At 49.2% G+C, this 26,385-nt stretch carries 25 protein-coding genes; 14 read left to right on the forward strand and 11 right to left on the reverse strand.

The window, feature by feature from the left end; translation table 11 throughout:
• The first annotated feature begins 21 nt into the window (after positions 1 to 21).
• From BLS62_RS21260 to BLS62_RS21285, 6 genes are all read left to right on the forward strand, one after another.
• Positions 22 to 654 carry a TRAP transporter small permease gene (locus BLS62_RS21260; protein WP_093189346.1) on the forward strand — a complete coding sequence of 211 codons (633 nt, stop codon included), beginning with the start codon at positions 22 to 24 and terminating at the stop codon, positions 652 to 654.
• A gap of 5 nt (positions 655 to 659) precedes the next feature.
• Complete coding sequence (locus tag BLS62_RS21265; RefSeq protein ID WP_093185528.1) at positions 660 to 2,060, forward strand: TRAP transporter large permease; 1,401 nt, start codon at positions 660 to 662, stop codon at positions 2,058 to 2,060.
• A 251-nt stretch (positions 2,061 to 2,311) separates the two neighbouring features.
• Positions 2,312 to 3,325, forward strand: a complete 1,014-nt coding sequence (locus tag BLS62_RS21270; protein WP_093185533.1) for a DctP family TRAP transporter solute-binding subunit — start codon at positions 2,312 to 2,314, stop codon at positions 3,323 to 3,325.
• Between the two features lie 255 nt (positions 3,326 to 3,580).
• Positions 3,581 to 3,979, forward strand: coding sequence for a citrate/2-methylcitrate synthase (locus tag BLS62_RS21275; protein ID WP_244283658.1), 399 nt, complete (start codon positions 3,581 to 3,583; stop codon positions 3,977 to 3,979).
• A 346-nt stretch (positions 3,980 to 4,325) separates the two neighbouring features.
• A complete protein-coding gene (locus tag BLS62_RS21280) occupies positions 4,326 to 5,258 on the forward strand; it encodes a LysR substrate-binding domain-containing protein (protein WP_093185536.1) in 933 nt (310 codons plus the stop codon).
• Between the two features lie 340 nt (positions 5,259 to 5,598).
• Positions 5,599 to 7,245: a U32 family peptidase gene (locus tag BLS62_RS21285; RefSeq protein ID WP_093185542.1), complete on the forward strand. Its 1,647-nt coding sequence runs from the start codon at positions 5,599 to 5,601 to the stop codon at positions 7,243 to 7,245.
• A gap of 58 nt (positions 7,246 to 7,303) precedes the next feature.
• On the opposite strand, the gene BLS62_RS21290 is transcribed toward BLS62_RS21285, so the two are convergent.
• Complete coding sequence (locus BLS62_RS21290) at positions 7,304 to 8,587, reverse strand: hypothetical protein (RefSeq protein ID WP_093185546.1); 1,284 nt, start codon at positions 8,585 to 8,587, stop codon at positions 7,304 to 7,306.
• 605 nt (positions 8,588 to 9,192) lie between these two features.
• Between BLS62_RS21290 and BLS62_RS21295 the strand changes: the two genes are divergently transcribed.
• On the forward strand, positions 9,193 to 9,741 hold the full coding sequence (locus tag BLS62_RS21295; RefSeq protein WP_093185549.1) for a hypothetical protein: 549 nt from the start codon (positions 9,193 to 9,195) through the stop codon (positions 9,739 to 9,741).
• Position 9,742: 1 nt separating this feature from the next.
• On the forward strand, positions 9,743 to 10,183 hold the full coding sequence (locus BLS62_RS21300) for a hypothetical protein (RefSeq protein ID WP_093185552.1): 441 nt from the start codon (positions 9,743 to 9,745) through the stop codon (positions 10,181 to 10,183).
• A 67-nt stretch (positions 10,184 to 10,250) separates the two neighbouring features.
• Here the strand turns inward: BLS62_RS21300 and BLS62_RS21305 are convergent, their stop codons facing one another.
• Positions 10,251 to 11,333 carry a MaoC family dehydratase gene (locus BLS62_RS21305; protein ID WP_093185554.1) on the reverse strand — a complete coding sequence of 361 codons (1,083 nt, stop codon included), beginning with the start codon at positions 11,331 to 11,333 and terminating at the stop codon, positions 10,251 to 10,253.
• Between the two features lie 533 nt (positions 11,334 to 11,866).
• Between BLS62_RS21305 and BLS62_RS21310 the strand changes: the two genes are divergently transcribed.
• The 3 genes from BLS62_RS21310 to BLS62_RS21320 all read left to right on the forward strand — a co-directional run bounded on the left by BLS62_RS21310 (position 11,867) and on the right by BLS62_RS21320 (position 13,419).
• On the forward strand, positions 11,867 to 12,058 hold the full coding sequence (locus BLS62_RS21310; RefSeq protein WP_093185557.1) for a hypothetical protein: 192 nt from the start codon (positions 11,867 to 11,869) through the stop codon (positions 12,056 to 12,058).
• A 108-nt stretch (positions 12,059 to 12,166) separates the two neighbouring features.
• Positions 12,167 to 12,550 (forward strand): RidA family protein, encoded by a 384-nt coding sequence (locus BLS62_RS21315; protein WP_093185561.1) that lies wholly within the window; start codon positions 12,167 to 12,169, stop codon positions 12,548 to 12,550.
• Positions 12,551 to 12,711: 161 nt separating this feature from the next.
• Positions 12,712 to 13,419, forward strand: coding sequence for a carbonic anhydrase (locus BLS62_RS21320; RefSeq protein ID WP_093185565.1), 708 nt, complete (start codon positions 12,712 to 12,714; stop codon positions 13,417 to 13,419).
• A gap of 47 nt (positions 13,420 to 13,466) precedes the next feature.
• Here BLS62_RS21320 and BLS62_RS21325 read toward each other — a convergent pair whose 3' ends face one another.
• The 4 genes from BLS62_RS21325 to BLS62_RS21340 all read right to left on the reverse strand — a co-directional run bounded on the left by BLS62_RS21325 (position 13,467) and on the right by BLS62_RS21340 (position 17,131).
• The gene (locus tag BLS62_RS21325; RefSeq protein WP_093185570.1) at positions 13,467 to 14,906 is read right to left on the reverse strand and encodes an APC family permease; all 1,440 of its coding nucleotides are present in this window, start codon (positions 14,904 to 14,906) and stop codon (positions 13,467 to 13,469) included.
• On the reverse strand, positions 14,906 to 16,336 hold the full coding sequence (locus BLS62_RS21330) for an amino acid permease (RefSeq protein ID WP_093185574.1): 1,431 nt from the start codon (positions 16,334 to 16,336) through the stop codon (positions 14,906 to 14,908). The genes BLS62_RS21325 and BLS62_RS21330 overlap by 1 nt, the downstream gene beginning before the upstream one ends.
• Positions 16,337 to 16,454: 118 nt before the next feature.
• Positions 16,455 to 16,790, reverse strand: coding sequence for a VOC family protein (locus BLS62_RS21335; RefSeq protein WP_093185580.1), 336 nt, complete (start codon positions 16,788 to 16,790; stop codon positions 16,455 to 16,457).
• Complete coding sequence (locus BLS62_RS21340) at positions 16,787 to 17,131, reverse strand: winged helix-turn-helix transcriptional regulator (protein ID WP_093185584.1); 345 nt, start codon at positions 17,129 to 17,131, stop codon at positions 16,787 to 16,789. Before BLS62_RS21340 ends, BLS62_RS21335 begins: the two co-directional genes overlap by 4 nt.
• A 51-nt stretch (positions 17,132 to 17,182) precedes the next feature.
• On the opposite strand from BLS62_RS21340, the gene BLS62_RS21345 reads away from it, so the two are divergent.
• Positions 17,183 to 18,070 carry a DMT family transporter gene (locus BLS62_RS21345; protein WP_093185587.1) on the forward strand — a complete coding sequence of 296 codons (888 nt, stop codon included), beginning with the start codon at positions 17,183 to 17,185 and terminating at the stop codon, positions 18,068 to 18,070.
• A gap of 71 nt (positions 18,071 to 18,141) precedes the next feature.
• On the opposite strand, the gene BLS62_RS21350 is transcribed toward BLS62_RS21345, so the two are convergent.
• From BLS62_RS21350 to BLS62_RS21360, 3 genes are all read right to left on the reverse strand, one after another.
• A complete protein-coding gene (locus BLS62_RS21350) occupies positions 18,142 to 20,031 on the reverse strand; it encodes a hypothetical protein (protein WP_093185591.1) in 1,890 nt (629 codons plus the stop codon).
• Complete coding sequence (locus BLS62_RS21355; protein ID WP_093185596.1) at positions 20,028 to 20,510, reverse strand: CesT family type III secretion system chaperone; 483 nt, start codon at positions 20,508 to 20,510, stop codon at positions 20,028 to 20,030. Before BLS62_RS21355 ends, BLS62_RS21350 begins: the two co-directional genes overlap by 4 nt.
• Before the next feature lie 268 nt (positions 20,511 to 20,778).
• Entirely contained in the window at positions 20,779 to 22,155 is a 1,377-nt protein-coding gene (locus tag BLS62_RS21360; RefSeq protein WP_093189349.1) for an MATE family efflux transporter, read from the reverse strand.
• Positions 22,156 to 22,439: 284 nt separating this feature from the next.
• On the opposite strand from BLS62_RS21360, the gene BLS62_RS21365 reads away from it, so the two are divergent.
• The gene (locus tag BLS62_RS21365) at positions 22,440 to 22,835 is read left to right on the forward strand and encodes a VOC family protein (RefSeq protein ID WP_093185602.1); all 396 of its coding nucleotides are present in this window, start codon (positions 22,440 to 22,442) and stop codon (positions 22,833 to 22,835) included.
• 18 nt (positions 22,836 to 22,853) lie between these two features.
• Here BLS62_RS21365 and BLS62_RS21370 read toward each other — a convergent pair whose 3' ends face one another.
• The gene (locus tag BLS62_RS21370; protein WP_093185607.1) at positions 22,854 to 23,777 is read right to left on the reverse strand and encodes an NAD-dependent epimerase/dehydratase family protein; all 924 of its coding nucleotides are present in this window, start codon (positions 23,775 to 23,777) and stop codon (positions 22,854 to 22,856) included.
• A gap of 189 nt (positions 23,778 to 23,966) precedes the next feature.
• On the opposite strand from BLS62_RS21370, the gene leuB reads away from it, so the two are divergent.
• Positions 23,967 to 25,088: a 3-isopropylmalate dehydrogenase gene (gene leuB / locus BLS62_RS21375; RefSeq protein ID WP_093185612.1), complete on the forward strand. Its 1,122-nt coding sequence runs from the start codon at positions 23,967 to 23,969 to the stop codon at positions 25,086 to 25,088.
• 70 nt (positions 25,089 to 25,158) lie between these two features.
• Here leuB and BLS62_RS21380 read toward each other — a convergent pair whose 3' ends face one another.
• Positions 25,159 to 26,283 carry a linear amide C-N hydrolase gene (locus BLS62_RS21380; protein ID WP_093185617.1) on the reverse strand — a complete coding sequence of 375 codons (1,125 nt, stop codon included), beginning with the start codon at positions 26,281 to 26,283 and terminating at the stop codon, positions 25,159 to 25,161.
• Positions 26,284 to 26,385 lie beyond the last annotated feature (102 nt).

Here is a 26,385-nt window from a genome sequence, read left to right on the forward strand (position 1 = left end):
GTGCTATTGGGGGAGGGCGCATTGTCTCGATTAAACAAAATAATAGATGACTTCGAAGAAGGCTTTATCGCTATCATTCTCGCGGTGATGACGCTTGTAACCTTTTCGCAGGTTGTCATGCGGTACGGCTTTAACTCTGGTTGGGGTGGCGCGCTGCAGTTCACCCGCTTACTGTTTGCATGGCTTATCCTTTTTGGCATGAGCTATGGTTTGAAGATTGGCTCACACCTCGGCGTTGATGCCTTCATCCGCCTGTTTCCTAAGCCGGTCTTTCGGGCATTCGGGCTCATTGGTGCCCTTGTCACACTTTTCTATGCAGCGCTTCTGTTTGATGCGAGCTGGTTCCATACCCTGTTTGGGCTGGAAAACCGCGGCTCTACCGGCGGTGCATTTGAGTACGTGGCAAAGTACTACAAGCTTCCTATCGGTATGGAAGATTTGAAGTTTCCAGTTTGGTACCAAGAGATGTTTGAGGTGAAAGCGCGTGTTCCACGTTGGTGGGGTTATGTCATTTTGCCGATTGGTCTCGGCCTTCTCGCAATCAGATCTGTGCAAATGTGTTGGCTCATTTTGACTGGGCAACGCGACACGATGATTGCCGCACACGAAGCTGAAGAGCTCGTTGAAGAAAACAAAGACGTGCTGAAGGACTAAGCCCAATGGAAACCGCTGTTCTCTTTTTGCTGCTCTTTGGGCTGCTGCTTATCGGAGCTCCAATCGCGATTGCGCTTGGTTTGTCCTCCGTTCTCTATATCGCGCTGTTCTCACATGACTCGATGAGTTCTGTGACCATTCAGATGTTCAATGCATCGCAGAACTTCACACTGCTCGCGATCCCGTTCTTTATCCTAGCCTCCAGCTTTATGTCGACGGGCGGCGTTGCTCGCCGTATCGTGAACTTTGCGATTGCGACTGTTGGCTGGATTCGCGGCGGTTTGGCCATGGCAGGTGTGCTGGCCTGTATGATCTTTGCTGCACTCTCTGGTTCGTCCCCGGCAACTGTTGTTGCGATTGGTACAATCGCGATTGCTGCGATGCGTCAGGCTGGTTACTCCAAGGAGTTCGCCGCAGGTATTATCGCCAATGCTGGAACGCTTGGAATTCTCATTCCGCCTAGTATTGTTATGGTTGTTTATGCAGCTGCGACGAATGTTTCCGTAGGCCGTATGTTCCTGGCGGGTGTTATTCCGGGCATCGTTGCCGGTTTGATGCTGATGATTACCATCTACATCATTGCACGCCGCAAGAAGCTGTCTGCCCAACCCTTTCCGACTTTCAAGGTTCTCTGGACGACATTTGCAGAAGCTGCCTTTGGTATGTTCCTGATTGTGATCATCCTCGGTGGTATCTACGCTGGCGTGTTCACACCAACGGAAGCCGCCGCTGTTGCCGCTGTTTATGCGTGTTTGATCGCGTTGTTCATCTACCGCGATATGGGGCCTTTGAAAGACACGAAATGGCGCAAGCCAGGGGAGAACCTGCTAGAAGCAGCCTGCCGTAACCTTGGCCTTATCACCCTTTACTTGGTTCCTGCCTTGTTCCACCGGGATACGCGCAAGGTGCTGGTGGAAAGCGGTAAGACAACGATTATGCTGATGTTCATCATCGTGAACGCGCTGCTCTTCGCTCACACTTTGACAGCTGAACGCATTCCGCAGATCATCACTGACTGGATGCTGGGTGCTGGCTTTAACTGGTTCACATTCCTGATTGCCGTCAACGTTATTCTATTGATTGGTGGTCAATTTATGGAACCGTCTGGCCTGCTGCTTATCGTTGCGCCGGTGGTGTTCCCGATTGCTGTTGAACTTGGTGTGGATCCAATTCACCTGGGTATCATCATGGTGGTGAACATGGAGATTGGAATGATCACGCCACCGATTGGGCTCAACCTGTTTGTGACCTCGGGCATAACGGGGATGAGTTTGGTGCAGGTAGTGCGGGCTGCTGCGCCGTTTGTGATGGTGCTGCTGGTGTTCCTTGTGATGGTCACATATCTGCCGTGGCTCTCTACCGCCCTGCCGACTTATATGATGGGGCCAGAGGTTATCCTCCGATAATCATTGGGGAAACGAGTTTTGAAAGGCCGGGGCAATTTGCTCCGGCCTTTTTGTTTGTACGGCAATGGGTGAATGATGTTTCCAATTCGACACATCATTCACTTTAATTCTTCGTGCGTTTGAGACAAAGGCTAAGCTACTAATTGGCCTGATCTTCATAGGTCTATGCGCACAGGGTGAGCGTTCTTGTTGTTGCCCATGCAGCCTTAAAACGGAGGATGGGCTTCGCTCTTTCTATGAGTGAGAAGCTTATGAAACGCACGATTGCTGCTCTTACCCTCATTATGGGGATGCTCTCAGCCGGGTCTGCATTTGCGCAAAAAGCATGTAACCCAGGTGAAGTCATTATCAAATTCAGTCATGTTGTGCCGCCGGAGGGGCACCCGAAAGGTGATTTTGCGACGGCTTTGGCAGAGCGCGTTAATCGTGAAATGGATGGCAAAGCTTGCCTGCAGGTGTTTCCCTTCTCCCAGCTGTATGACGATGAAAAAGTGATGGAAGCGTTGTTGATGGGCGATGTGCAGCTTGCTGCGCCATCTCTTTCCAAGCTTGAAGCCTATACCTCTAAATACCGCGTGTTCGATCTGCCGTTTATCTTCGCGGATATGGATGCTGTGAACCGGTTTACACAGGGTGAGAAAGGGCAGGAATTGCTTGGCTCGATGTCGGATTTTGGTGTGGTTGGTCTTGGCTATCTCTATGATGGGTTAAAGCATTTTTCCGCTGATAAGCCGCTTGCCGTTCCCTCTGATGCGGCGGGACTTAAGTTCCGGGTTCAGAACTCTGACGTCGCTGTCGCCATGATAGAGGCAATGGGCGCAAGTGCTCAAAAGCTGGCCTTTAAGGAAGTGTACGGCGCTTTGCAGCTTGGAGTGGTTGATGGTCAGGAAAACAGTTGGTCAAACATCTTCACTGCGAGGTTCTTTGAAGTGCAGGACAGCACAACTGAGACCAATCATCAGTTGTTAGCCTACGCTGTTTTTACGCCACAAGAATGGCTAGATGGTCTTGAACCTGATGTGCGCGACCAGTTTCTGTCGATTTTACAGGATGTGTTGGAGGCGTCCAACGCGAAAGCATTTGCCACCAACGAGGCGAACAAGCAGAAGATTATTGATGCTGGCCATAATGTCCGTACTCTTACACCGGAGCAGCGTCAGCAATGGGTTGATCTTATGCAGCCGGTTTGGAGCAGATTTGCAGATGAAATCGGGCAGGATGTAATCGACGCTGCCGTCGCCTCAAACAATTCCAAGCCAGATTAAACGCGCAACAACCTGCTGATGCTTTCTGATGCGGGCACAAATATATAGCGCTCGAGCGGCTTGTTCCTATGTCAGTCGCGGGTTGATCAGGTCTGTGTGGGGAGTTGGCCAAAGCCGGTACGTTGCAACGTTGTTGTGGGAGTATGAGGGAAATCCATTCGCGCAGCCAGTACCGCTGCATGAGGTTCTCGTTTTGGGGTAGGGAGCCTTTTTGGGCCAAGGCATAGAACGAATGCTGAATGTGTCACTAGTTGGCTGAAGCACATTCACGTGGTGGCAGATATCGACGCTGTGTTGCAGGAACGATGTATGAATGGTGAATATCTGCTGAGTTTGGGGCACTCAGTATATGGCGTGCAAGATCCTCGGGGAGAGTTTCTATTAGGGATGCTCATGAATAGTGAGTTGGATCACCCTGTCATTGAATTGATTCCGTTACTGCAACAGAGGTCTAATAAGCTCTTTGGTAGATATTTAAATTTGGATTTTCCACTAACACTTTGGGCGAAGATTTTGGGCTTACCAAAAAATTTCGTGGGAATTTTGTTTTGTATTTCAAGAATTAGCGGTTGGATTGCGCAGGGGCTAGAACAATATCAAATACAAGAACAAATACGTCCGCGTGCTGCATATGTTGGTATTCGTCCTACCTAAAGGATGGGTCCTTTGAATAGTTAATTTTTTTGATCTTTAACCAGAACGCGTACAACAAAATTGTTCTAACATATCCTAGCGTAAAATTAAATAACTTATGACTATATGTTGTATTTATATTTATATCGATAATTTGTACTGAATTCATTCAAGTATAAAATGAATTATCAATAATTGAATTGGTGTGTATCTATGTTATCTATTGTGGAAATGTAGTGTTTTACATAATTTTTGACGTGACCTAGTTGATTTGGGGGTGTTCAAATTGGGGAGGCACTATGCTAGGTCTACATCATTAATTGGAATATTCGTTGAATCTCTCACTCTATCAAGAATAAGGCATTTCATGAATCGTTTGCCCCCTTTGAATGCTTTGGTCGCGTTTCGTGCTGTTATGGAAACTGGGAGTTTGGTTTCGGCGGCTCAAAAACTCGCAATTACCGCGAGTGCGGTGAGTCACCGGCTGAAGGCGCTGGAGGATCATCTGGGGTTGGAGCTGTTTGAGCGCCGGTCTCGTGCAGTGTTTCCAACTGCGGCTGCTTATCGCTATGCCTCTGAAATTGCCGATGCTTTTGACCGCATTGCGACTGCTACTCGTACGATTGAAGCTGTCGGGAACCGGGATACCTTGAGCATCAACTGTTCCTCCAGTTTTGCGAGCAACTGGCTGCTGCGCCGTCTGCGTTCCTTTACTGCACTGAACGCTGAAATTACAGTTACTGTGTCCAGCACTGGAAGTGATCAGGCCGTTGATGGCGGGCTTTTTGATCTGGTGTTTACGCGGCAATCCACCACGCCAGAGGAATTTGAAGAGATTTCTCTAGGGCGTGAGAAATTCCGTCCCCTCATCTCACCTGAGTTACTCGACACGTTGGGTTACCCTAAGAAACCAAATGAGCTTTTGAAGCTGCCGATCATTCGCAGTGAAGGGGCTTCTGTTTCCTGGGAAACATGGTTGTCTGAGGCTGGTGTGGCGAACCCTATTGTCAATGAGATGATGGTGTTTGAAAACGCAGCTCTGTCTCTTGATGCTGCAGAGCAAGGCTTTGGGATCGTTCTGGAATCCAACCTGCTCAGCGCGGCGGCTGAAACTGCTGGCCGGCTTGTTCCGATATTCCCGGAATACCAGCGGGATGGGAGCGAGCATCGTTTGATGTGGCGTGAAAAGCGCGGTGTTGAGCCAAAAATCCGCAGTTTCCGCGAATGGCTGGAAAGCCAGCTTCGCTACGAGCGTCTGGGTGAAGAAGCCTATGAGCCTATGGCTGCGTTGGTCGACTGACCTCTTTGCAAGGTTTTGCGTTGTTTGCGTGAAAACCTGAGTTAAATTGCATTGCTATGATGGATTGGGCGGATATTCAGGTCTCCGCCCTTTTTGTTAGGTGAAATACGTAGCAACCTCGAAGTATAGAGGGCCGACTGCCAAAAGGTGAGTAGGGTTCATCAATACAAAATGCCTCTATGGAAGTTGACCTAAGATTCTTCTGTTCATCCTTGATGAAATCCCTTAGAAGCTACAAAATAAAAGCGCGCCCCATTTGTCCCCGCAGGGGAAGGGTTGCTGCGCAAACCAGTCGCTCGATCGCAGAGCTGAGAAAACACCAGAGAATTTGGTCGCTAGAATGAAACGCTCGGAACTCCTTATGCCTGCGGGCAACTTGCAGAAGCTGAAGATTGCTGTTTTGTATGGTGCAGATGCAATTTACCTCGGTACCCCAGATATGTCGCTGCGCACAAAAGCGGAATTTACGCTTGAGCAGGTGGTTGAGGGTATTGAGTTTGCGCACAAACACGGCAAAAAGGTTTACCTGACCCTGAACCTGTTTTCGCATAACAAGGATATTCCCAAGCTAGACGAGTATGCGGCGACCGTTCGTGACATTAAACCAGATGGATTGCTCATCGCCGATCCGGGTGTCTTTATGTACATGAAGAAGCTGCTGCCGGATGTGCCGCTGCATATTTCCACGCAAGCCAATGTGTGTTCGTGGCTTTCGGTTGATTTTTGGAAAGAGCAAGGTGCTGCGCTGGTTGTTCTGGCGCGTGAAGTTTCCTTCCCAGAGCTTTCTGAGATTCGTGAGAAGTGCCCGGATATTCGTCTTGAGGCGTTTGTTCATGGCGCGATGTGCATGACCTATTCCGGTCGCTGCCTGCTTTCCAACTTTATGGCTGAGCGTGGCGCGAACCAAGGTAACTGCGCAAACTCCTGCCGCTGGAACTACAAGGTTCGTATGCGGATGAAAGACGGCACCATCAACGAGCTTGAGCTGAACGAAGACAACATTGGTATGTTTGAGTTCTTGCTGGAAGAGGAATGTCGTCCGGGCGAGCTGATGCCTATTTTAGAAGATGGTCGCGGGTCTTACATTCTCAACTCCAAAGACCTGTGCCTGATGCCGAAGCTTGATGAGCTGATGCGCATTGGCGTTGATACGCTCAAAGTCGAGGGGCGTGGCAAGTCCATGTACTACGTGGCCGTGGTTGCGCGTGCCTACCGCATGGCGATTGATGACTACTACCGTGATCCTGAGAATTGGAACCCGCAGAAGTACATGGATGAGATGTACAGCGTGGCCAACCGTGGCTACACGACTGCGTTCCATGATGGCCGTTTGAACAACTACGCCCATAACTACGAGGACACCCATTCTATTGGTGAGTGGGAGTTTGCCGGCATCCTAGAAAAAGTCACTGATGACGCTTTCTACATGAAGGTAAAAAACAGGATCATTGCGGGCGAGGTTCTGGAGTTTCTTCAGCCAATGTCCGGTGAAAGTATTCTGCTGCGTATCTATGAATTTGAAAATGCCAAGTCTGGTGAAGTTACTCAGGAAGTGCATGCGGGCAAGCAGCCTCAGCTTCGCATTCCGTTTTCTCTTTTCGATAAGGAAGAGATTGCTGGCTTTAAAGACCGCTTCCCGGTCAACACCATCGTGCGCAAAGAGCGTCCGCTTACACCAGACCAGTGGAACCGTTTGAAGCTTGACCGTATTGGTGAGCGTATTGAAGCGCGCGGCGAAGCAACGCCTGCGCAGGAAAATAAATACGAGAGCCAGCGTGATAAGTTGATTGATGCCATTGCAGAAGGCAGTCAGGACCGCAAAGCGAAGTCTCCGCGTCTTGGCCTTGAAGTATGCTGTGGCCGTGGCTGTAACGGCTGTATGATCTTCTGGGAAGATCCAAAGTTTGAAAAAGCACGTGAAATTCTGAAGACGAAAAAGCAAGGCGAGATGTTCGCCCGCAATGCATTGAAGCATGACGTGAGCTAGACCTGCTAGTTTAGGTGCTATGAATTTGAAGCCCGGTGTAGTTGCCGGGCTTTTTTTATTATCCGTTTGGCTGTGTTGGGATGGGCAGGTCTATTCTAGCTTCGCCATGTCCCGGGAGAGGAGCGAATATGGCCTGTAACAGCAATTGACGGTCATCTTCTTTTGCCACGCCTTCACTGATCAAATTCAAATAAGTATCCAGCACCACACGACGCTGACTTGCATCATCCATCAATACCAATGAGCGCAAAACGTACCGAACCACTAATCGACAAATCCAGAAATAGATCACTAATGGAACAGTGAGGAAAAAGAGTTTCCCCACCTGCCGGATGAGTTCAACACCTAAGCTTATCTCTTGAGATGAAGATGAGTTAGCTATGGGATTTAGGCTTTGGGCAAAAAGATTAGAGACCTTAGCAACAAAATTTATAATTTCAGCATGACTTGCGATGGCTTGATAAGGAATACATATCAACGCGAATAGCAACACGGTTAAGCTCAGCCAGAAGCTCCAGCAGTGTCCATTCCTCTTGCTTTTCCATTGCAATCTAGCTTTCTCAAGCTTCGCAGATTCTTTGACTTCCAGGACAGCGTTGGCGGCATCTTCCTTAAAACTTGCGATGATGCTGGCTTTATTGTTTTCAATGTCACTCACTGCTTTGGATGCTGCCTCGTGCAAACCCTTCTTTAAACGGTCATCGACCTCGATTGCGCTCGCCTGCAAGCTATCAATGCGATGTGTTAACTCATTAAATTGGGAGGACTGGGCATCCATTTTGGATTTTACGGTTTTTGATGCCTCATCATTGATCAGGCGTTTGATTTGATCATTGGAACTGTGCCTTTTGTGCAGGCGGATTGCTGCGTATTGTTGGAAAACAAACAGGAAAACGGGGACATTTCTGGCTGATAGGATTGCCAGAATATCAGTTCTCAACATCTGAAGTTCAAAGATAATTGCGGCAAGTCCAATTAGTGACCAATAGCTGGTTTCTTGAGTTTGTAAGCTTCTTCTTTTAATTTGCTCAAGGTTCCGCTTTGAGATGATTGGGAGACTAAACCCGATCCTTTCTTTATCACCGGCTGGACCTAGTAGCTGAACTAAGCCTGTTTCCTGAATAGATAGGATTTCGTTGATAAACGTTACTACGATTTCGCATTCTTGGCGTTCATCAGGACTGTTGACTCTGCCTAAAAGTGATTGGGCGAGTTGTTTGTAATCGTCTTTTAAATTTTCGATTTTTGCTGTTTTGTGGGTGGGTTCAGTTAGCACTGTGAATGTTCTTTCCGACAAAAAGAAGTCGGCCCATTCATCTAAAAACTCTTCAAAACGCAGCATTGTCCGTCTCGCACCAATACCTTAACTACTTGGTCCAGTGGAGGGGAGATGCAGTCGATCGTCAAGTGTAGATGCATCTATAAGTTGTTTTTGCCAGCGCCTAACTTAGCTCTTCATGTTAGCAGAGGCAGCGGGATTTTGTTTTGTTTCTCTTTGGTTTTATTGATTTTCTGTCTGTTAAATAGAGTCTTCCGGTACGCATAAGGCAAATAATTTCTTAGTGTAAGGCAAATATCACAGTTGAATTCGAGCAGTGTTTTCATTTTTGGGTTTTGAAAGAGGAAATATAATTGGATTTCTACAATGGAAGCTGACGTTGTTTGTAATTTTTAGTAATTGATTGAATTTATGTAGTTTTTCGAAATTGAACATTGAGTTTTGGAGATATGTGTTCCTCCTGAATTTATTCTTGCTCCGTTGATCGAGAAATGTGTTTTAGGGAGATAATCATTCTGGTTGCCTGAGTTACTATCGAAAATCGTTTCTAACGCGCTGCAGAGCGAAAATAATGACACTCTATTTTCCACTAGCTTAATTCAGTAGATTCTGAATTACCCCCAACTTGCCTCTACTTGCTATTACACGGCGCTATTAGAGGCGAACAAATGAGCTCCAGATTCAACGTTATAGCTGGCTGTGCCCTGCTCCTTTTAGGGGCCTGTGCACAGATGCCAAAAGATGTGATGCAGGTCGGTGAAAAACACAAGGCCATGAAAGTGGCCCAGTCCCGAACGGTCGTTACTCCCAAGAAAAAAGAGGTTCTCCTTTCTGGAGCAAAGGCTCTTCAGGATATGGGCTTTACGATTGATAGCACTGATCCAGATCTTGGGCTTGTTGTTGGCTCCAAGCGGCGTGATGCTACGGATGGGCGACAAATGGCGCTGGCTGTAGCTGGTGCTGCGGTGCAAACTGTTCTGTTTGGTCCGATTATTGGGTATGCAACTTTCAAATATGATGACGAGCAAACGGTCCGTGCCTCCTTAACTGCTGGCGAAGGGGATAAAGGGACGGATTTGCGCATTAATGTGCAGCGCGTCGTTTTAGACCAGAGAGGCGGTATCTCCAGACAAGAGACGGTTCAAGATGCCGAGTTGTACAGCACCTTTTATGACACGTTGGGCGCGTCCATCCCTTGGCAAGTAACGGGAGGCTAGAATGATGGTTTGTTCACTTAAAGCACTTGCGCGCCTGACCGTTCTGGTGAGTGTTGTTGGCCTCGCTGCGTGTCAGATGAAATCAGAAGACAATGTGTTTGATATTGATGCGTCTGAACAGAGCGGACTGCGTCAGATCCAGACCAGAACCTTCAAAACCAAAGACAAGGATAAAGCTCTGCGCTCTGTAATGACGACCATGCAAGACATGGGTTTTGTGATCCGGAATGCGAATAAAGAGCTGGGCACCGTCAGTGGTACCAAGTTGGAAGGGTATCAATTGCGGATGACTGTGAGCGTTATTCCAAGCCTTGATGGTAATATGGTCGTCCGGGCGAATGCATCCTACAACGAAGAGGCCGTCGATTCAGAGGCGGCTTATAACGACTACTTTTCAATACTGGAGAAGGAGTTGAATATCTCGGGACAAGAGTTGGGATAGATCTCTTGCATTTATAATGAAAAGCCCGGAGCGGAGTGCGCACCGGGCTTTTGTGTTTGTTTGGCTGTTAAACTGGGATGACGACCCAGTAGTCCAGATCAAGGATCACGCCCTCTTCATATTTCCCAACATTGTTTTTGTATGGGAAATCTCCGCAGGTGAGATCCTTTGTGGCAACGAGGCGCAATCGCAATGCAGCGATGTCGCTTCGGCCTTCGATGCGTTTTTTGTCCAAAACCTGCGACCACGCGTAGACCGTATCGCCAGCAAACAGCGGGGCGATGTGTCGACCTGCATTGATGCCAGTGATGTGGAAGGCGTTGCCAAGTCCGTTAAAGGACAGCGCACGGGCCAGTGAGATGACATGGCCGCCATAGATCAATCGCTTGCCAAAGCGGCTGTTCTGCTCGCTGTGGTGATTGAAATGAACTTTGGCCGTGTTCTGGTACAGGCGCGTGGCGAGTTGGTGCTCCGCTTCCTCAACCGTCATGCCATCCACGTGGTCGATCTTTTCTCCCACTTCATAGTCGTCGAAGCGGAATGGAGATCCTGACAGGTCGAAGTCCCAGTTCTCGATGGAAAGCTCTGGAACAGCTTGTCCCAAGCTGCTTTCTGATATGCTATCTGGTAAGTCCGGCAGGATCATTTCTGGTGCGGGCGCATTTTCATCACGCTTTTTCACCATAACCCAACGAGTGTATTCCAGAACCTTTTCCGGGTTGCCTGGCTCTTTGTGACGATAGCCAGAAGAGCGCACGTAAACAACGCCGGTTTTGCCGTTAGAGTTCTCTTTGAGCCCTATGACCTGTGACGTGGCGGAGAGAGTGTCTCCGGCATAGACAGGCATCAAGAAACGGCAATCGGAATATCCGAGATTAGCGACGGCGTTGAGCGAGATATCTCCCACTGTTTTGCCGAAAACCACGTGAAAGACTAATAAGTCATCCAGTGGGTAATATGGGTAACCAATTTCCTCTGCGAAAGCAGTTCCCGATTGTACCGCAAATCGAGACCCGTATAACGCAGTATAAAGCGCGGTATCTCCTTCATTAATTGTTTTTGGTGTTCCATGTCTTACGATCTGGCCCACTTGAAAATCTTCAAAATAGTTACCGCAAGACGTTTTTGTCTTAATCGCAGTTAATGTCATGTATGTAGTCCCCCAACAACAACACGGCAGGCATTGAATGATAGGCGGGTTTTGATATCAAGCGACACTTTATGTGGGTTACAAATAGTACTCATTGTGTCTCTTTTGAGTATGATATTTTGCCGATGTATTTATGCAGGTTACTCACTCGATTTTGTTAGCAAAGTAACATCAACAAGTTGATGAACTAATAGATAGCTCCGTAAATCTGCACTCTAGATAATCGACAAAATCATTCGATAGAAATAAACAAGTTTTCTGCGTGTTTGAGGTTTCTTATACCTCAGAATAAGTAGAAATAGGCAAGATAAATATGAAATTGAATTAGGTAATTACGTCAAGTACTTTGCCGTTGGTACATGCAGATGTTGTGTTTGTAGGATTATGCAAGCGAATCATACAAATTGATATTTCCACAAGGCTGGTTCATCTCTCACTCACATGTTTTGAAACTGTACCGAGTAGACCCCCTGAATTGCATTGGTTTTACCGCTAGTTCGACGCGCTACTATGTCAGCGGGGAGGTCAATCCCATGGTTAGCTTTTTCTGGCGAGTTATTGGAGTTGTATTACTGGCGTGGGTCGCTTGGGATCTCTATGCTGGGTATACGCTTCTTTATGACGTGATTTACCGGTCTATGGATCCATTGATGTATTGGATCGGCATTGCATTGTGGTCCGCACTTGGGCTCAGCTGCTTTTTCTCTTCGGGCGGGAAGGACTAACTTCGGCATATTTCAGTTGATGGGGTGGAGTTCTCAAGTCATGTTGCTCTCTTGAACCGTGATGTTTCTGTGTGGTTCGATGTTCATTCATAAAAGCGAGCAAACGCTATGGCGCACAAAAAACTCATCTCCTCCGGCTCTCCATTTGAAAAAATTGCCGGTTATTCCCGTGCCGTTGTTGATGGGGAGTTTGTGCATGTCTCTGGCACGACGGGCTATGACTACTCCACCATGGTCATGCCTGCTGATGTTGGAGCGCAGACGGTAAATGCGCTTGAAACAATCAAGGGTGCGCTGGCTGAAGCGGGTTGCTCTTTGTCTGATGTAGTGCGGGCACGGTATTACGTGACCGATCGCAATAATGTCGAACCTGTTTTTGCTGTGCTGGGTGAGTATTTTGGTGAGATCCGTCCAGCTGCGACTATGGTAATTTGTGACCTCATCAAAGAAGAGATGAAGGTTGAAATCGAAGTGACTGCCCGCAAGACATAAACCTGATTGTGCTGTTTCTCTTCACTGCGTATGGACACTTTGATACAGCTAATGTTGGGCTGTTCATGACCTGTGCCTTTTTCTAACCTTATCACTGGTTGAAAGATTACCAGCCTTAGCTATATAGGCAGACAACGGTGTAACTAACTAGATGGCGGCGCATGACTGATTTTCCGAAGGAATTGCTTACCGGATTTGGCCTCTATAGAGAGCGGATCTACCACCAGTTCAAAGAAGAATATCAAAACCTAGCTATTTATGGGCAAGAACCAGAGATCATGGTGATTTCCTGCTGTGATAGCCGGGTTACGCCCGAAGGGATCTTCCATGCGCAGCCGGGTGAGCTGTTTGTGGTGCGCAATGTGGCCAATCTGGTGCCTCCGTTTATGCAAGGTGGTGGGACACATGGTACGAGTGCCGCGCTGGAATATGCAGTCACTAGCCTGCAAGTGAAGCATGTTGTTGTGATGGGCCATTGCAAGTGCGGCGGTGTTCAGGCGTTCCGCGAAAGCAATGGCAAACTCAGCAAAACCGGACAGTTTGTCGGGCCTTGGATCAAGATGCTTGAGCCTGCTGCAATTACGCTGGCTTGTACGCCTGTTGACAAAAACGAAGACCCTCAGCTTGCGCTTGAATATGCTGGCGTACGGCAGAGTGTAATGAACCTGATGACGTTTCCGTTTGTTGAAAAGCTGGTGACACAAGGCAATCTGCAAATCCATGGCGCATGGTTTGATATTGGATCAGGTTCCTTGCGTGTCATGAACAAAGAGACCGAGATCTTTGAGGATGCGCAAGACATCAAAGCACGACTGCAAGAGCAAGAAGCTGCCCTGCCGATTTCTGAAGAGCTTGATGAGAACGAATAAGGTTTTCGCTGAGGTGATTTGCTAGATTTTTACCATGTGACCGCGCTCTACGGATTAGGGCGCGGTTTTTTATGGGCTTTTGGTGCTTTCCAGGAGGGTTTTTTGAGTTTCCAGAGAACAAAGGGAAAGCATAGGGTCAGGACCACACCGGGGACGATGATTGCTAGATAGGTTATGGCTGATAAGTCTGGTTTATCCGGCGGTCTAAATCCGATGATGAAGGCGATCAATGAAATCGTGAAGCCGATGACGCCTAAAATCCAAATACCCCAATTGCCGAATGGAACTTTGTAGGTACGTGGTACGTTGGGGCACTTGTACCGCAAGCGGATCGCTGTGGTGTACAGTAGCAAATACATAACGGAATAAAGCAGAACTGCTGTAGATGTGAGGTAGAGGAACACCTCATTCGTGTTGGTGTGAAACAGGAATGCCGTTGCAATTATTGTTGCGATGATGGCCTGCACGATCATCAGTGGCACTGGCATGTTATAGGCGTTCAACCCATGTAGTATTGGCGGAAGCATCCCGTCGCGACCAGCTTCTACCAAGCCTCGAATAGGCCCAGCCACCCATGTGCTCACTTGTCCCGCTGCTCCAACTGCAATGAGCAGCGTAGCGAAGGGCAGCATCTGTGAGAGACCATAATGATCCAGAAGCATTGTGAAGGTTTGCAAGACACCAAGTGTGTTTGAGATCTCCGAGGCTGGTATGATCAGCGCTATGGTCAGGCCGCCCAGCAATGAAATGGAAAAGCCGATGAGTGCGGAGATGAGGATGGCGAGGGGGTAGGTGCGGCGAACGTATTGGACCTCTGTTGCGTGCCCTGCAGAGACTTCTATTCCGATAAACCCAAAGAGGAAGCTGAGGAACAAAAACAGCGTTGAGGTCTGGGAGAAGGATGGAATGATGTTGCTGGCCGTCAGGCTTACATCAATAACCGGTTGGGCTGGACCCATAACATAGATCAGACCGAGGGTGATCATCACCAGGGATGGGATGATTGTGCCTGCCAAAAGACAATAGGTTGCAATGCGCTTTGTTACTCTGGTGCCTTTGAAGTTGGCGAAGGTTGCTGCCCAGTAGATAATGAGAACGCCAGTGAAGATAATCCATGGATTATCATCCAAGGGACGATCAAATACGAAAGCAAGTGCCGCGGTTGAATAGGCAACTGTTGCGACCATTGCAAAAATGGCCTGAAACCATTGCAGGAAGACAGCCATAAACCCGAAGGGCGGACCAAAGGCTTCCTGTACCCAAGTGTAGACCCCATGTTGAGGCCAACCGGTCGCCAATTCAGCAGAAATCAACGCAACAGGCAGGATGTAACAAAGAATAACAGCCGCGTTGAAAAACAGCATCTTCATGCCTGTTTGTGCCATTAAAGGCATGTTCAACATCGTCATGAAGAGGGCTGTGGTCATAAACACCAGATGCCAAAGGGTAATATGATGCTTTGGCTTGTGGACCGGTGTTTTTGACATCAATTTTGCCCTCCCTTTTCAGAGGAGCGTTGGATGGTTTTGCGGCGTTTTACCCAAATGCTGATAGGAATGAGCAGCGCGAGGAATACCGCAGCAGCCATCAATATTTCAAAATTTTCCATGGAAAACGGCAGGCCGGCAGGGGGAATAAACCCGATGGCAAAGCAACTGATTGCGGTGAGTGCGCCGATGGCTCCAAGCACCCAAATGCCCCAGTTGCCTCCGGGGACCTTATAGGGCCTTGCAATGTGTGGGTGGGTGTAGCGGAGGCGGATCGCTGCCACATACATGAGCAAGTACATCAAGGAATAGAGAAGAACCGCCGTTGAGGTGAGCACCAGAAAGACCAGATTAACGTCCTCAAACAACAAGAAGCTGAAGGCAATGAGGGAGATCAGGGAAGCCTGCAATATGAGCAGGGCGGTTGGCACGTTGTTTTTGTTTGCCTTTGCAAGGCGTGCGGGGAGCAATCCTCTTCGGCTGGCAGCCCACATGCCTTTGACCGGGCCAACAATCCAGGTGCTGACCTGACCCGCTGCTCCCACTGCGACCAGTAGGGCGATAAACGGGATAAGCGCCGTGAGTCCATAGGCGTTGAGGTACGCGGAGAAGGCCTGAAGCGCGCCGTTGATGTTGGAGATGCTGTCTTTTTCCAAAATAAGGGAAACGGCCAATCCGCCTGCCAGAGTAATGATAAAGCCAGCAATCGCTGCGGTGAAGATGGCGCGGGGATAGTTCTTCTGTGGGTTTTCAACCTCATTGGCGTGGCATGCGGAAACCTCAATGCCGACAAAGCCAAAGACAAAGCTCATGAAGAACACAAGACTGCTGGTCTCTGACAGCGAGGGTACCCAGTTGCTTAGGGATGCTGTGGTGTCGAGTGCAATTGGAGTGCCGGAAGCCAGATAGTAGATGCCAAAGGCGACCAATAGGGCAGATGGGAAGAAGACACCTATTGAAACTGCATAACCAGATATCTTCTCTGAGGTTTCTGTGCCTTTGAAATTGATCAGGGTCGCAGCCCAATACAGGACCAGCACAGAGAAGGTTATGTAATAGCGATTGGAGCCTAATTCTGGATCAAACGCATATGTCAGTGTTGCTGTTGCATAGGCGACAATGGAGGTAACGCCGAATATGGATTGGATCCATTGCAGGAAGACGGCGATGAAACCAATGGGCGTTCCAAAAGCTGCCTCTACCCAATGGAAGACACCATTTTGAGGCCAGCCAGTTGCCAGCTCCGCTGATATCAGGGCAGTGGGGAGAAGAAACGCGAAGACGGTGATTGCGTTGAGCAGCACCATCTGTAATCCGGTTTCCGCCATCATGGGCATGTTGCGCAGGGTCAAAAACAGCGCTGTGGTTATCAGCACCAAGGGTATGAATGCGATTTTGTGCTCAGGGCTGGGCGGGTTTTCCTGTTGCATGGGCCACCGACAGTTTTATGGACATGCTGAACCTTAAATTGTGGGCCTGAAAAAAGACTGAGAGAGCAGGTGGGAAGCACTGCTGTAGAATTAAGCTGCTGTTAGGAGTGCGGCTGGGTTAGATCTCTTCCGCGCAACGGGTGCGGTCCACTTCCATCAGCTCAATTGGTGCGCCGTTGACCTCTATGAAGGCCACGACTAGTCCCTCAATGGGGGAGTTGGGGGTGATGATGACCTTCTGGCCTTTCAGCGCGTCCTCCAGATTCTCAACCTCAAACGCAACATGGGCGACTGTCTTCACCAGTTTTGGATAGGGTGCGTCTTTGTCGTAACGTTGCCATTGGATGCCGTAGGGATTGTTTTTGTGATCGCTTACCGTCATGTGCAGGTGAGGCAATGGGATCTCACCTTCAAACCTCTCAGTTGTGGGAATGCCAACGTGGTTGAATTTCATTGCGGTTCCTTTGTTGCTGCGTGGGACCATGTTTGTGACCATGCGCCGAGCGGTTCCAGATAGACAAACAGCTCTCTTCCTTGCTCGGATAATTCATAGCCGTTCTCGCCTGTTGTCACGATCCCGCATTCTCGGAGTTCTTTCAGGCGCGTGTTGAGGACTGTGGGAGAGACGGAGTCACAGTTGGATTGCAGGCTGCGGAAGGTTTGTGGACCGCTCGATAGGTTCCAGACGATTCCCAGCGCCCAACGCCTTCCCAGCAGATCAAACAGGACCATAATTGGTTTGCCGGATTTTGAGCCTCTGACCGGTTTTCCGGTCTTTGGTATCTGTGCGGACATAGGATTTTCCTTTTTGCTACGTTTATTGTAGCACACTTGGGGAGTTTTGCTATGGTTGTTTTAGCGGTGTCATCTGCTGTTGCTGCGTCTTTCGGGTGGGCGTGCGGCTCAATGCTGGCTCATACACCCGTGAAAACTGTTGGTGTCTTTGAGTTTACGCCCATTCAATTGCTCACCTCTGGTGGGATATTGTGCGCACTATGCACGGCGCTGGGCTATTGGCAGAGTGTGGATTGGACGCAATGGCCGGCGTTCGCCATGAGTGTGATTTTAAGCGTGATCATTGGCAATCTCGCCATGATGGAATGTTTGCGCCGAGCCGGACCGCGGAAAACTGAGCTCCTGATTTCTCTCAAGACGCCAATTGTTGCTGTTCTTGCCTTTGTGTTTCTGGATGAAACGCTGAGTTTGGGGGAGATTGCTGGTATTGCGATTGCACTCTTCGGGATTTGTCTCGCGATCCTTTTTGGTGGACCTGGTCAGGACGAGAAGTCTGCGACCAGCGGTGACTTGCCGTTGATCATCGTGCTGGGGATTATTGCTGCTGCATCGCAGGGATTTGGGTTTCTTATCTTAAAACCCGTTTTGAGCGCAGATACCGAGCCTTTGGCGGCTTCAGCCGTGCGTATAACCGGGGCGGCCTTTGTGGTTTCGCTGGTTGGGTTGATGCCGTTGGCGGCGGTGCGTCCAATTGCTAAGATGAATTGGCTGCTGCTGCTGCGCGTGAGTGTTCCCGGTTTTATCGGCTACGGGATTTCAGTCTTGCTGCTGCTTTACGCGTACGCGCATTATGATGCGGCGATCGCGACTGTTCTCGGATCACTCTCTCCGGTGTTTATTTTGCCGCTGTTGTGGTTTCGAACCGGAAACATGCCGCATCCCTTGGCGTGGGGCGGGGCGATCCTCTCGCTTTCAGGCGCTACGGTTATCCTGCTTTAAGTCAAGGTTTGGCTGAATACCTAAATGCCGGCAATGAGGGAGTTGCCAGCATTTAGGTATGTTACATTCGGCTAGAATGTAACGGTGATTCCGTAATCTCTAAATTGGTCTTGGAGGTTCAGAGCTAGTCCAGCTGCGACTTTGCTTCCGTTTTCCTTGTCTTCCTGAGGATCTGCGAAAGCCTGCATAATGCTGTTGTATTTCTGATCCACTTGCTCGTTATGTTTCACTGCAACATCTTTTTGCGCCTGCCCAGTTTCACTGAGATTTGCCAGATCTGCCTGAGCGTTGACGACGGGTAGCTTTTCCTGATTTGAAATTGTGGCAACGAAATTGGAGAGCAGGTAATCGATTGGCCGAGTAGCTGTTGCTGTGAGAGTATTTACCTCCAAAACGGCATAGTCGGGATCGATGCCATCGCGATTGGCTTTAACAATCAGCTGGTTTTCAACTGTGTCTCTTAGCAAGTTAATTCCTGCACCTAATGCATTCGCATGGTTGAGCAGCTGCCCGTTTTCGACTGCTTGTAGAAGCTGCTGCTTTGCCTCAGGTTGCTCTTTGAAAATCTTATTTAGCTGAATATCCAAGATTTTCCCGATATCATCTGCACCACTGGACTTTGCGTTTTCTGCATAACTCTTCGCAACTTCACCAAACTTGCTCGCATCCAACTCCTGATCGGCCAGGAGACCGACGAATTCTTCGAGAGCGTTGCTGGCAGTTTCCAGATGCGTCAACTGGTTCCAGACTTCTGCTTTCGTGGCCCCTGCCACGCCTCCGACTTCGCTAAAGGATTTACCTGCTAACATGTCGGCCTCGACCTGACTTCTGGCAAGGTGCGAAAGCAACTTCTCCAAATAGGCGGTTGTTTTGGGGTCACCTTCCGTATCGAAGTGCGAAATCGCTGCTGTAAATTCGGGAGTTTTCGCTTCCGCTCTGGAAACGTCTTTTAGAAGGGCCATGGAAACAGCTTGAAGAATGATCTTTTTCTCGGTGCTTTTGAGGTCACCTTTGATCTCTTTGGTGCCGTCTTCGCCCAATATGATTTGCAGCTCATGAGATAGGTCATCAGCAAGTTTGCCTTGTACCTGTTCGCTGATGTCCTCTGGAGAAAGACCAAGGTCACCTAAAACTCGATTGAAGAACTCGCTGCCCGGCAGAGCTGTTTTTATTTCGGAGAGAATTTGAAGCTGGTTTGTGGTGGCCAAATCAACTTTTTCATCATTCACGAATTGTCTGGCTTTGGGTTCCTGCGGGTTTGCGTGGCTTTGCTTTATCAGCTTTTTTTCCAGATTGGCCAGCAACGCAGTTTTGTCTTCTGCACTTACAGTACCCCAATCGATGTCAATCGATGCGCTCGTAGCTATCGCTTCAAGAGCACCGGGTTCTTTGAGCTGGCTAATTCTAGCTGTGATGTCTTCGTTGATGAGGCCAAGATGTTCCTGAAAGACGCCTTTTGCGATTTCGCCGATTGTTTCTTTGAGTTGACCTGTGTTTTCACTTGTCCTAGCAAATTTGCTGGACCCTTCCAGCAGTGTGGTCACCTTAGCAGCGACGGCATCGCCATAGGTTTTACGGGTGCCAGCGAGGATATCTGAGCCGGCATCCTTATTTTGCTGTTTGGTGTTGTTTTCTTCTTTGGTCAGGCCGAATTCAACACTGTCCAGAACCTGCGTTTTCGTCAGGCTGTGAGATTTGCCGTCAGATGGTGCGAAGGCATTGTAGGCTGCTTCGCCAACTTCTGCGCCGAATTTGTCCTTCAGAGCTTCCTGAAAACGGGATTGGTCCGCTGATTTTTGGCTGTCGCCTGTGGTGTTGAGTTTGGCCCATGAGAGCAGCTTACCGCCGACAGCAGTGTGGGACGTGCGCTCTGTTACTGCGTTTTCTACTGTATGCAGCTTGTCCAACCCACTGTCGATCTGTGCTGCGTTTACAAAGCTGGAGAGTTCAATCGCGCTCATACTCTGGCTCCAAATGTTTCAAAGTCATTGTTGTTGTTGTTGATTTTGGTGAGGTTCGGGTGTTCCCAATTCGGGGCTAATGCCTCCGGATTTTTGAGGGAACTGTGCCAGGCGGCAGCGGTTCTAATAAACATGTCCAGCTTGTTGTGCAGGGCATAGGAAGATCTGTCAGAGATCGTCACAACCATGGAAAGGTTGATGTGATTGTTGGCCGGACTGATGTTGAAGGCCATGGCATGGCTGTCAGCGAAAACGCAATTGGCCTGCATCAGCGTTTGCAGCAGTTGCAGATTGTTGCCCTCTCGCGAATTTACGAGAGAGTTGAAAAGTAGGGTTTCTGTCTCTTCGCGCCAGATGATGCTCATGGTGAGTTCGTTTTCCAGACCAAGGAAAAGCTGGTTCTCTGCATTTAAAGAGAAGTCGTCAAACCCGATTCTGTTGCCAACCTCGGTAAGTAACGTGTTCACTAAATCAGTCATAAAGTCCCGCTCGCCTCACCTTGTAAAGTGTAAGTCGTCATGTGCTCTACCTTTTGTGGAAGACGTAATCTTCTCACCTTCGGGGGTGGAGCTGTTGACTTTGAGATCTAGCGGGTCAAACGAGGTGTTACTGTCTTGTTTGGTACACCTTGACGGAAAAAGTGTATTTTAATCCCCCGCAGGTGCAACGCGCACTGCGGGGGACGTTATTTGCTGGAGATACTTGTGCCTATTTCTTTCTGATAGAATTTATCAGGGAGAATGGACTCTAACTCGCCACTGCGGGCTTGGGACTCATTGGGCTTTTGCGTGTGGCGAGGACAACCAGTGTGAGGCCAAGGAGCAAGAACTCTGCGATGACGCCGCTGTACCAAATTCCGCTTTCGCCTGTTGCCAACGGCAAAAGGAAAGTGAGGGGAATTGAGAACATGTATGTTCTCGACAACATCAAAATACTGGCACGAGATGCATCACCAATGGCTTGAAAGAAGGCGCCGATCATCATCAACGGGCCAAACAGAAAGAAGACCATGGTGATGATAGGCGTAATACGGGCTACGTCTGCAATGATCTTGGGGTCATCGACAAATATGGCTCCGAGTTGCGCGCTGAACAGGAAGTACAGCACCTGCACGACACTACAATAAATGAGAGCGATAATGATCGCGGTCTTTATTGAGCTTGCTGTTCTGTCATGTTTTTGCGCACCGTGGTTGTTTCCCACTATGGATTGAAGCGCCATACTGAGGCCGAGCAGAGGCAAAAACGTGAAGGTCGACATTCTTGTTGTGATGCCATAGGCGCCTGCAATTGTTTCGTAGTCGTTTCCGGCCCAAAGTTGCAGGGCATATAGTGTTGCAGCGGCCAGCAGTGATACGCCAATATACCCAAGGCTGTGCGGAATACCGAGTGCGAGCAGGGAGTTCCACTGAAAGCGGACAGGTCTCCATCTGAAGAAGGAGAAGTGCTTGTGCTTCACCGTGTAGTAGGTGACCATAGCTACCAATGAGAACAACTGTGCGGTGAGTGTGCCATAAGCTGACCCGGCCACGCCCCACCCAAACTGTGCAACATACAACCAATCAAAAAAGATATTCAGGAACGCAGACCCCAGAGTGATTGCCGCCATCAGAGATAACAGGCCTTCGCAGCGAAGTCTGTCGATGTTGATGGAGAGCACAAACCCCACTGGTGACCCAATGATGAGAATAGCCATGTAGAGATAGCCAGTCTCTGCCAACTCTGAAGAGCCATTGGTTAGAAAGAGCGCGAGCTTGAACCCAAGCGTGATGAAAAACAGGATGAGTGCTGCGCAGACAATCAAGGAGAGGAAGATTGAGCTGTCGATGATCCTCTTTGCGGTGCGGTGGTTATTTGCCCCTAACGCTCTGGAATATATGCTGGCGAAGCCGTTGGACACCAAGGTGAACAACGCAACAAGCACCATGAACAGTGGGAACATGAGTGTGACGCCCGTTAAGGCTTCAGTGCCGACATAGGTTCCTAAAAAATAGGCATCGACGACTGTGTGAAGACCGTTGACCAGCATCACAATTGTGAGCGGTACTGCGGTTTTGACAAACAATAGCGGTATGGAACCAGACAAGAATATATTGTCTGGCTTAGGCGGAGATATTGTAGACATCAAAACGACTTTCAGTTTCTGATGCGGGGAAATGCTGGTGCTCGCGTTGCCAACGAACCGCAAAATATGTGCGGTTTGATGTTGAAAAATGGAACTTCACCAAAGCAGAATGCTTGCGAGCGGCGGGTGCCCTGACCAGCCAGAACCATAGATCGCGGTTCCGCTTAGGGCAAGAGGGTCAAGTACATAGAGCAAGAAATGCAAAGTGTGGTTGTTGCGCTTGACGAGGGCCATCCCGAAGATTTACCAGTGATCCAAAGTTTAATGCTGAAGAGGTCCTTCCCATGGCAAAAGCAATTCACATGATGATCCGGGTTTTGGATGAGGCGCGCTCAGTTGCGTTTTATCGCACTGCATTTGGGCTGGACGTGGCTGAGCGGTTGGATTTCGACAGCTTCACGCTGGTTTATCTGCGCAATGCGGAAAATGACTTTGAGGTTGAGCTCACCGTTAACAAAGACCGCACTGAGGCGTACACGCTTGGTGACGGGTATGGTCACATTGCGTTCTGCGTTGATAACCTTGATGCTGAGCACAAGCGTTTTCAAGCGGAAGGGCTTGCGCCAGAAGATGTCAAAGAATTCATTGTGGAAGGAAAGCTGTTGGCACGGTTCTTCTTTGTGAGTGACCCTGATGGATACCGCATTGAGATGCTGGCACGGCACGGCAGATACCAATAGGCTTGCTGTATCTGAGGACTAATATTCAATAGTTTTTTCAGCCGTTGTTGAAGGGGAGCTTCTTGCAAGCTCTTCTCTGGAATAGCTGTTGAATGTGTGCGTGAAACCTTCTCGTAGCTTGTAGTGTGGCTGCCAGTCGAAGTTTTCCTGATAGTTGGTTACATCTAAGGCGCAGTCGTAGTCTGTGTAAGGGAAATATTCTCGCGCTGGTATATTGGGTGCTATCTCATAGCCGAGGAGGATTTCCGGTGTGAGCTCTGCAATATCGCAGAGTGTCTTGACCCACTTTTCAATGGTCAGGATATGCGGATCTGCCAGATTGATTGCGCCGGTTGGCATGGAATGTAACGCGAGCAGATGCAGAATGAAGCTTGCCAGATCATCCTCATGCAAAAACTGTAGTTTGGTTTGACCATCAGCAGGCAGAATAATGGGGCGCTTTGTGAGGGCGCGTGCCCAAACGAATTGCTCGCGATCAATGTCATTGTTCGGGCCATAAAGGTAGGGCGGGCGAATGGCGACTGCTTGTGTAATATCCTGATTGAGCAGGAAATGGTCAGCCGCAGATTTCTCTCTGCCGTATTCACCCCAAACAGCTGCGCCGCCAATGCAATCTTTCTCGCTTGGTAGATGATCTCTGGTTTCTTTGTAAACTGCTGCGCTGGACAGGTGGATCCACTTTTTGGCGTGATGCCCGAAAACGGAGAAGGCGATTTCTGCCTGTCGTTTGGTATAGGCGCTGGTGTCAATCACAGCTTCGAACTTCTGCGCAACCCGCTGCATGGCCTTCAGGTCGTTGCGATCCGCAGTTAGTTGGGCTGTACCGGGGATAGGTCGTGAGCCTCTGTTGAGCAGGGTTACAGTGTAGCCCCTCGAAAGCAACATGGGTACAAGCGCTGCGCCAACGAAACCAGACCCACCAATGACCAATAAACTATGCATATTTTACAGTGCCTTAGTTTTATATCTTTACCAGAATGGTTTTATAACACGAAGTCTTTGAGAAAACGTATCCAGCTGGGAATAGTTGAGAACCCATCCATTTTCGTTGAATTATTGAGCCTTGCAATGAGCGAGGTGAAACGGCACAAATGGGCAACTTCAATTTGCAGTAAACGGGGATATTGACCCATGGCTACCAACACACTTCTTCTTCTTCCTGGTGACGGAATTGGTCCGGAAATCATGGTCGAGGTGAAAAAGGTTATCGCTTGGCTCAACGGACAGGGCGAAGATACTTACGAGTATGACGAAGGCCTTGTTGGTGGGAGCGCATACGACGCACATGGCGTTGCTATCTCTGAAGAAGATATGGTGAAAGCAGAGGCTGCTGACGCTGTTATTTTTGGTGCTGTTGGCGGCCCTAAATGGGATAGCGTGCCTTATGAGCACCGCCCTGAAGCTGGCTTGCTGCGCCTGCGTAAAGATCTTGGCTTGTTTGCGAACCTGCGCCCTGCGATTTGTTACCCTGCGCTGGCGGACGCCTCTTCTTTGAAGAAGGATATCATCGAAGGTCTGGACATCCTGATCGTTCGCGAGTTGACCGGCGGTGTTTACTTCGGTGAACCAAAAGAGATCATTGATCTTGGCAATGGCCAGAAGCGCGGTATCGATACGCAGGTTTATGACACCTACGAGATTGACCGCATTGCAGGCGTTGCTTTCGATCTGGCGCGGACCCGTGGCAACAAAGTTTGTTCCATGGAAAAACGCAATGTGATGAAGTCCGGCGTGCTCTGGAACGATGTTGTAACTGCAACGCACAAGGCCAACTACTCTGACGTGACACTGGAACATATGCTGGCGGATGCTGGTGGTATGCAGCTGGTGCGTTGGCCGAAACAGTTCGACGTGATCGTCACGGATAACCTGTTTGGCGATATGCTCTCTGACATTGCAGCGATGCTGACCGGTTCTCTTGGCATGTTGCCATCTGCATCCTTGGGTGCTCCAGATGCTGCGACTGGCAAGCGCAAAGCAATGTATGAGCCTGTGCATGGCTCTGCACCAGATATCTCCGGGACTGGCGCTGCGAACCCGATTGCGATGATTGCAAGCTTTGCTATGGCACTGCGCTACTCGTTCCAGAAGATCGCTGAGGCAGATATGCTGGAAAAAGCGATCTCCAACGCTTTGGATAAGGGCCTGCGCACCAAAGACATCGCAAACGCTGATGAGGCGACTGTTTCTACCAGCGAGATGGGTGATGCGATTATTGCTGAGCTGAACGCTCTTGTTGGCGTTTCTGCATAAGTTAAGCAATCAGACGAATAGATTTTGAAACAGGGCCTCCATCAGATTGGAGGCCCTGTTTTCGCATGGCTTATTGAGCTGGTTTAATCAATGGCACAGATGGGACTGGTCCTGGTAGGTCGACCAGTTTCATTTCTGTTCCTGACACGTCGAAATCATCAAAACTGATTTTAAAGAGTGTCTGGTTCTCGTAGGTCTTGATGTAATACAGCTTCTCTTCCAGATCCGCGATGACGCTCCACTGGGTGTAGTCGCTGATCTCTTCTTTTTGCTGAATTGGAGAGATAGCTGGGCGAACGAACCCTTTGGGAATGTCGAAGTTGTTCAGCACATGCTCTGTGGTGAGGAGGCGACTCTTGTTCAGCTCCGCGGCATCAATGGTGGAGATAAAGCCAATAGCGCGGATAAAGCGTGAGGGTGGGGTTGGATCTCCCGGAATGCCCAGCAGGCCTGAGCCCTGACCAAACGGGGATACTTCCTGACCTAAGATGTCGGTTGTGCCGATGTTGTAGGGCGAAAGATTGATGTAGTTGCGGATATTTTGAACATGCCACTCAAAACTGGGTGAGTTTGTGAGCACGGTGTACGGATTATCGTAGACCTTTAATTCCCCATCAACCGGCTCTATGACAATGGAAAAGCCTGCTGCATCATGCAGAGTATAGTGTACTGGTGGAACGACCTTTAGTGTTTCGTTGTAAACGCCGACCAGAGATATTTTATCTAGATTGGCTTTGACCTCTTCGACCGTTTTGAAGTTGGAGAGGGCCCAGGCGAGAAAGTCGATCTGGTTGAGCTCTTGCGCGCGGTCGCTCGCGCTTTTTGCCGGGTCTTTGTAACTTGCAAAGCCGGGAAAGTAGAGGATGCCACCGGTCAGGCCATATTCGTTCATGCCATCCGCTATGGTTGTGCCGCTAAAGACCCTTGCGCCAATCACAGCGATTGAGCCTTTCCAGCTGTAGCCCGGTTTGCCGTCGATCTCGGACTGGTACTTGTAATCACGCGGGATCAATCCAATCTTTGTTGGAATAAGCTGGCCAAATTCCATGGTCCGGCCATACATGTGCTTTTCATCTGTGGTGGTCAGGACAAAGCTGGTGCAGGCATTTGCGACGATTGGTTGCACGAGAAGTGCAGTTGTTGCGATGGTGAGCTTAAGCAGCGCAAAGGATTTGTTGGCAAAGCGTCTGATCATGGGGCCTCCTGAGCCTTGGGTCTGAGCATATTTTCTTCTGGGAACTGGTATGCACTTTCTGGAATGGGCAATCCTCTTGCGCTTGATGCTACGACAAGGGTG

It is taken from the genome of Pseudovibrio sp. Tun.PSC04-5.I4, from assembly GCF_900104145.1.
GTDB lineage: Bacteria > Pseudomonadota > Alphaproteobacteria > Rhizobiales > Stappiaceae > Pseudovibrio.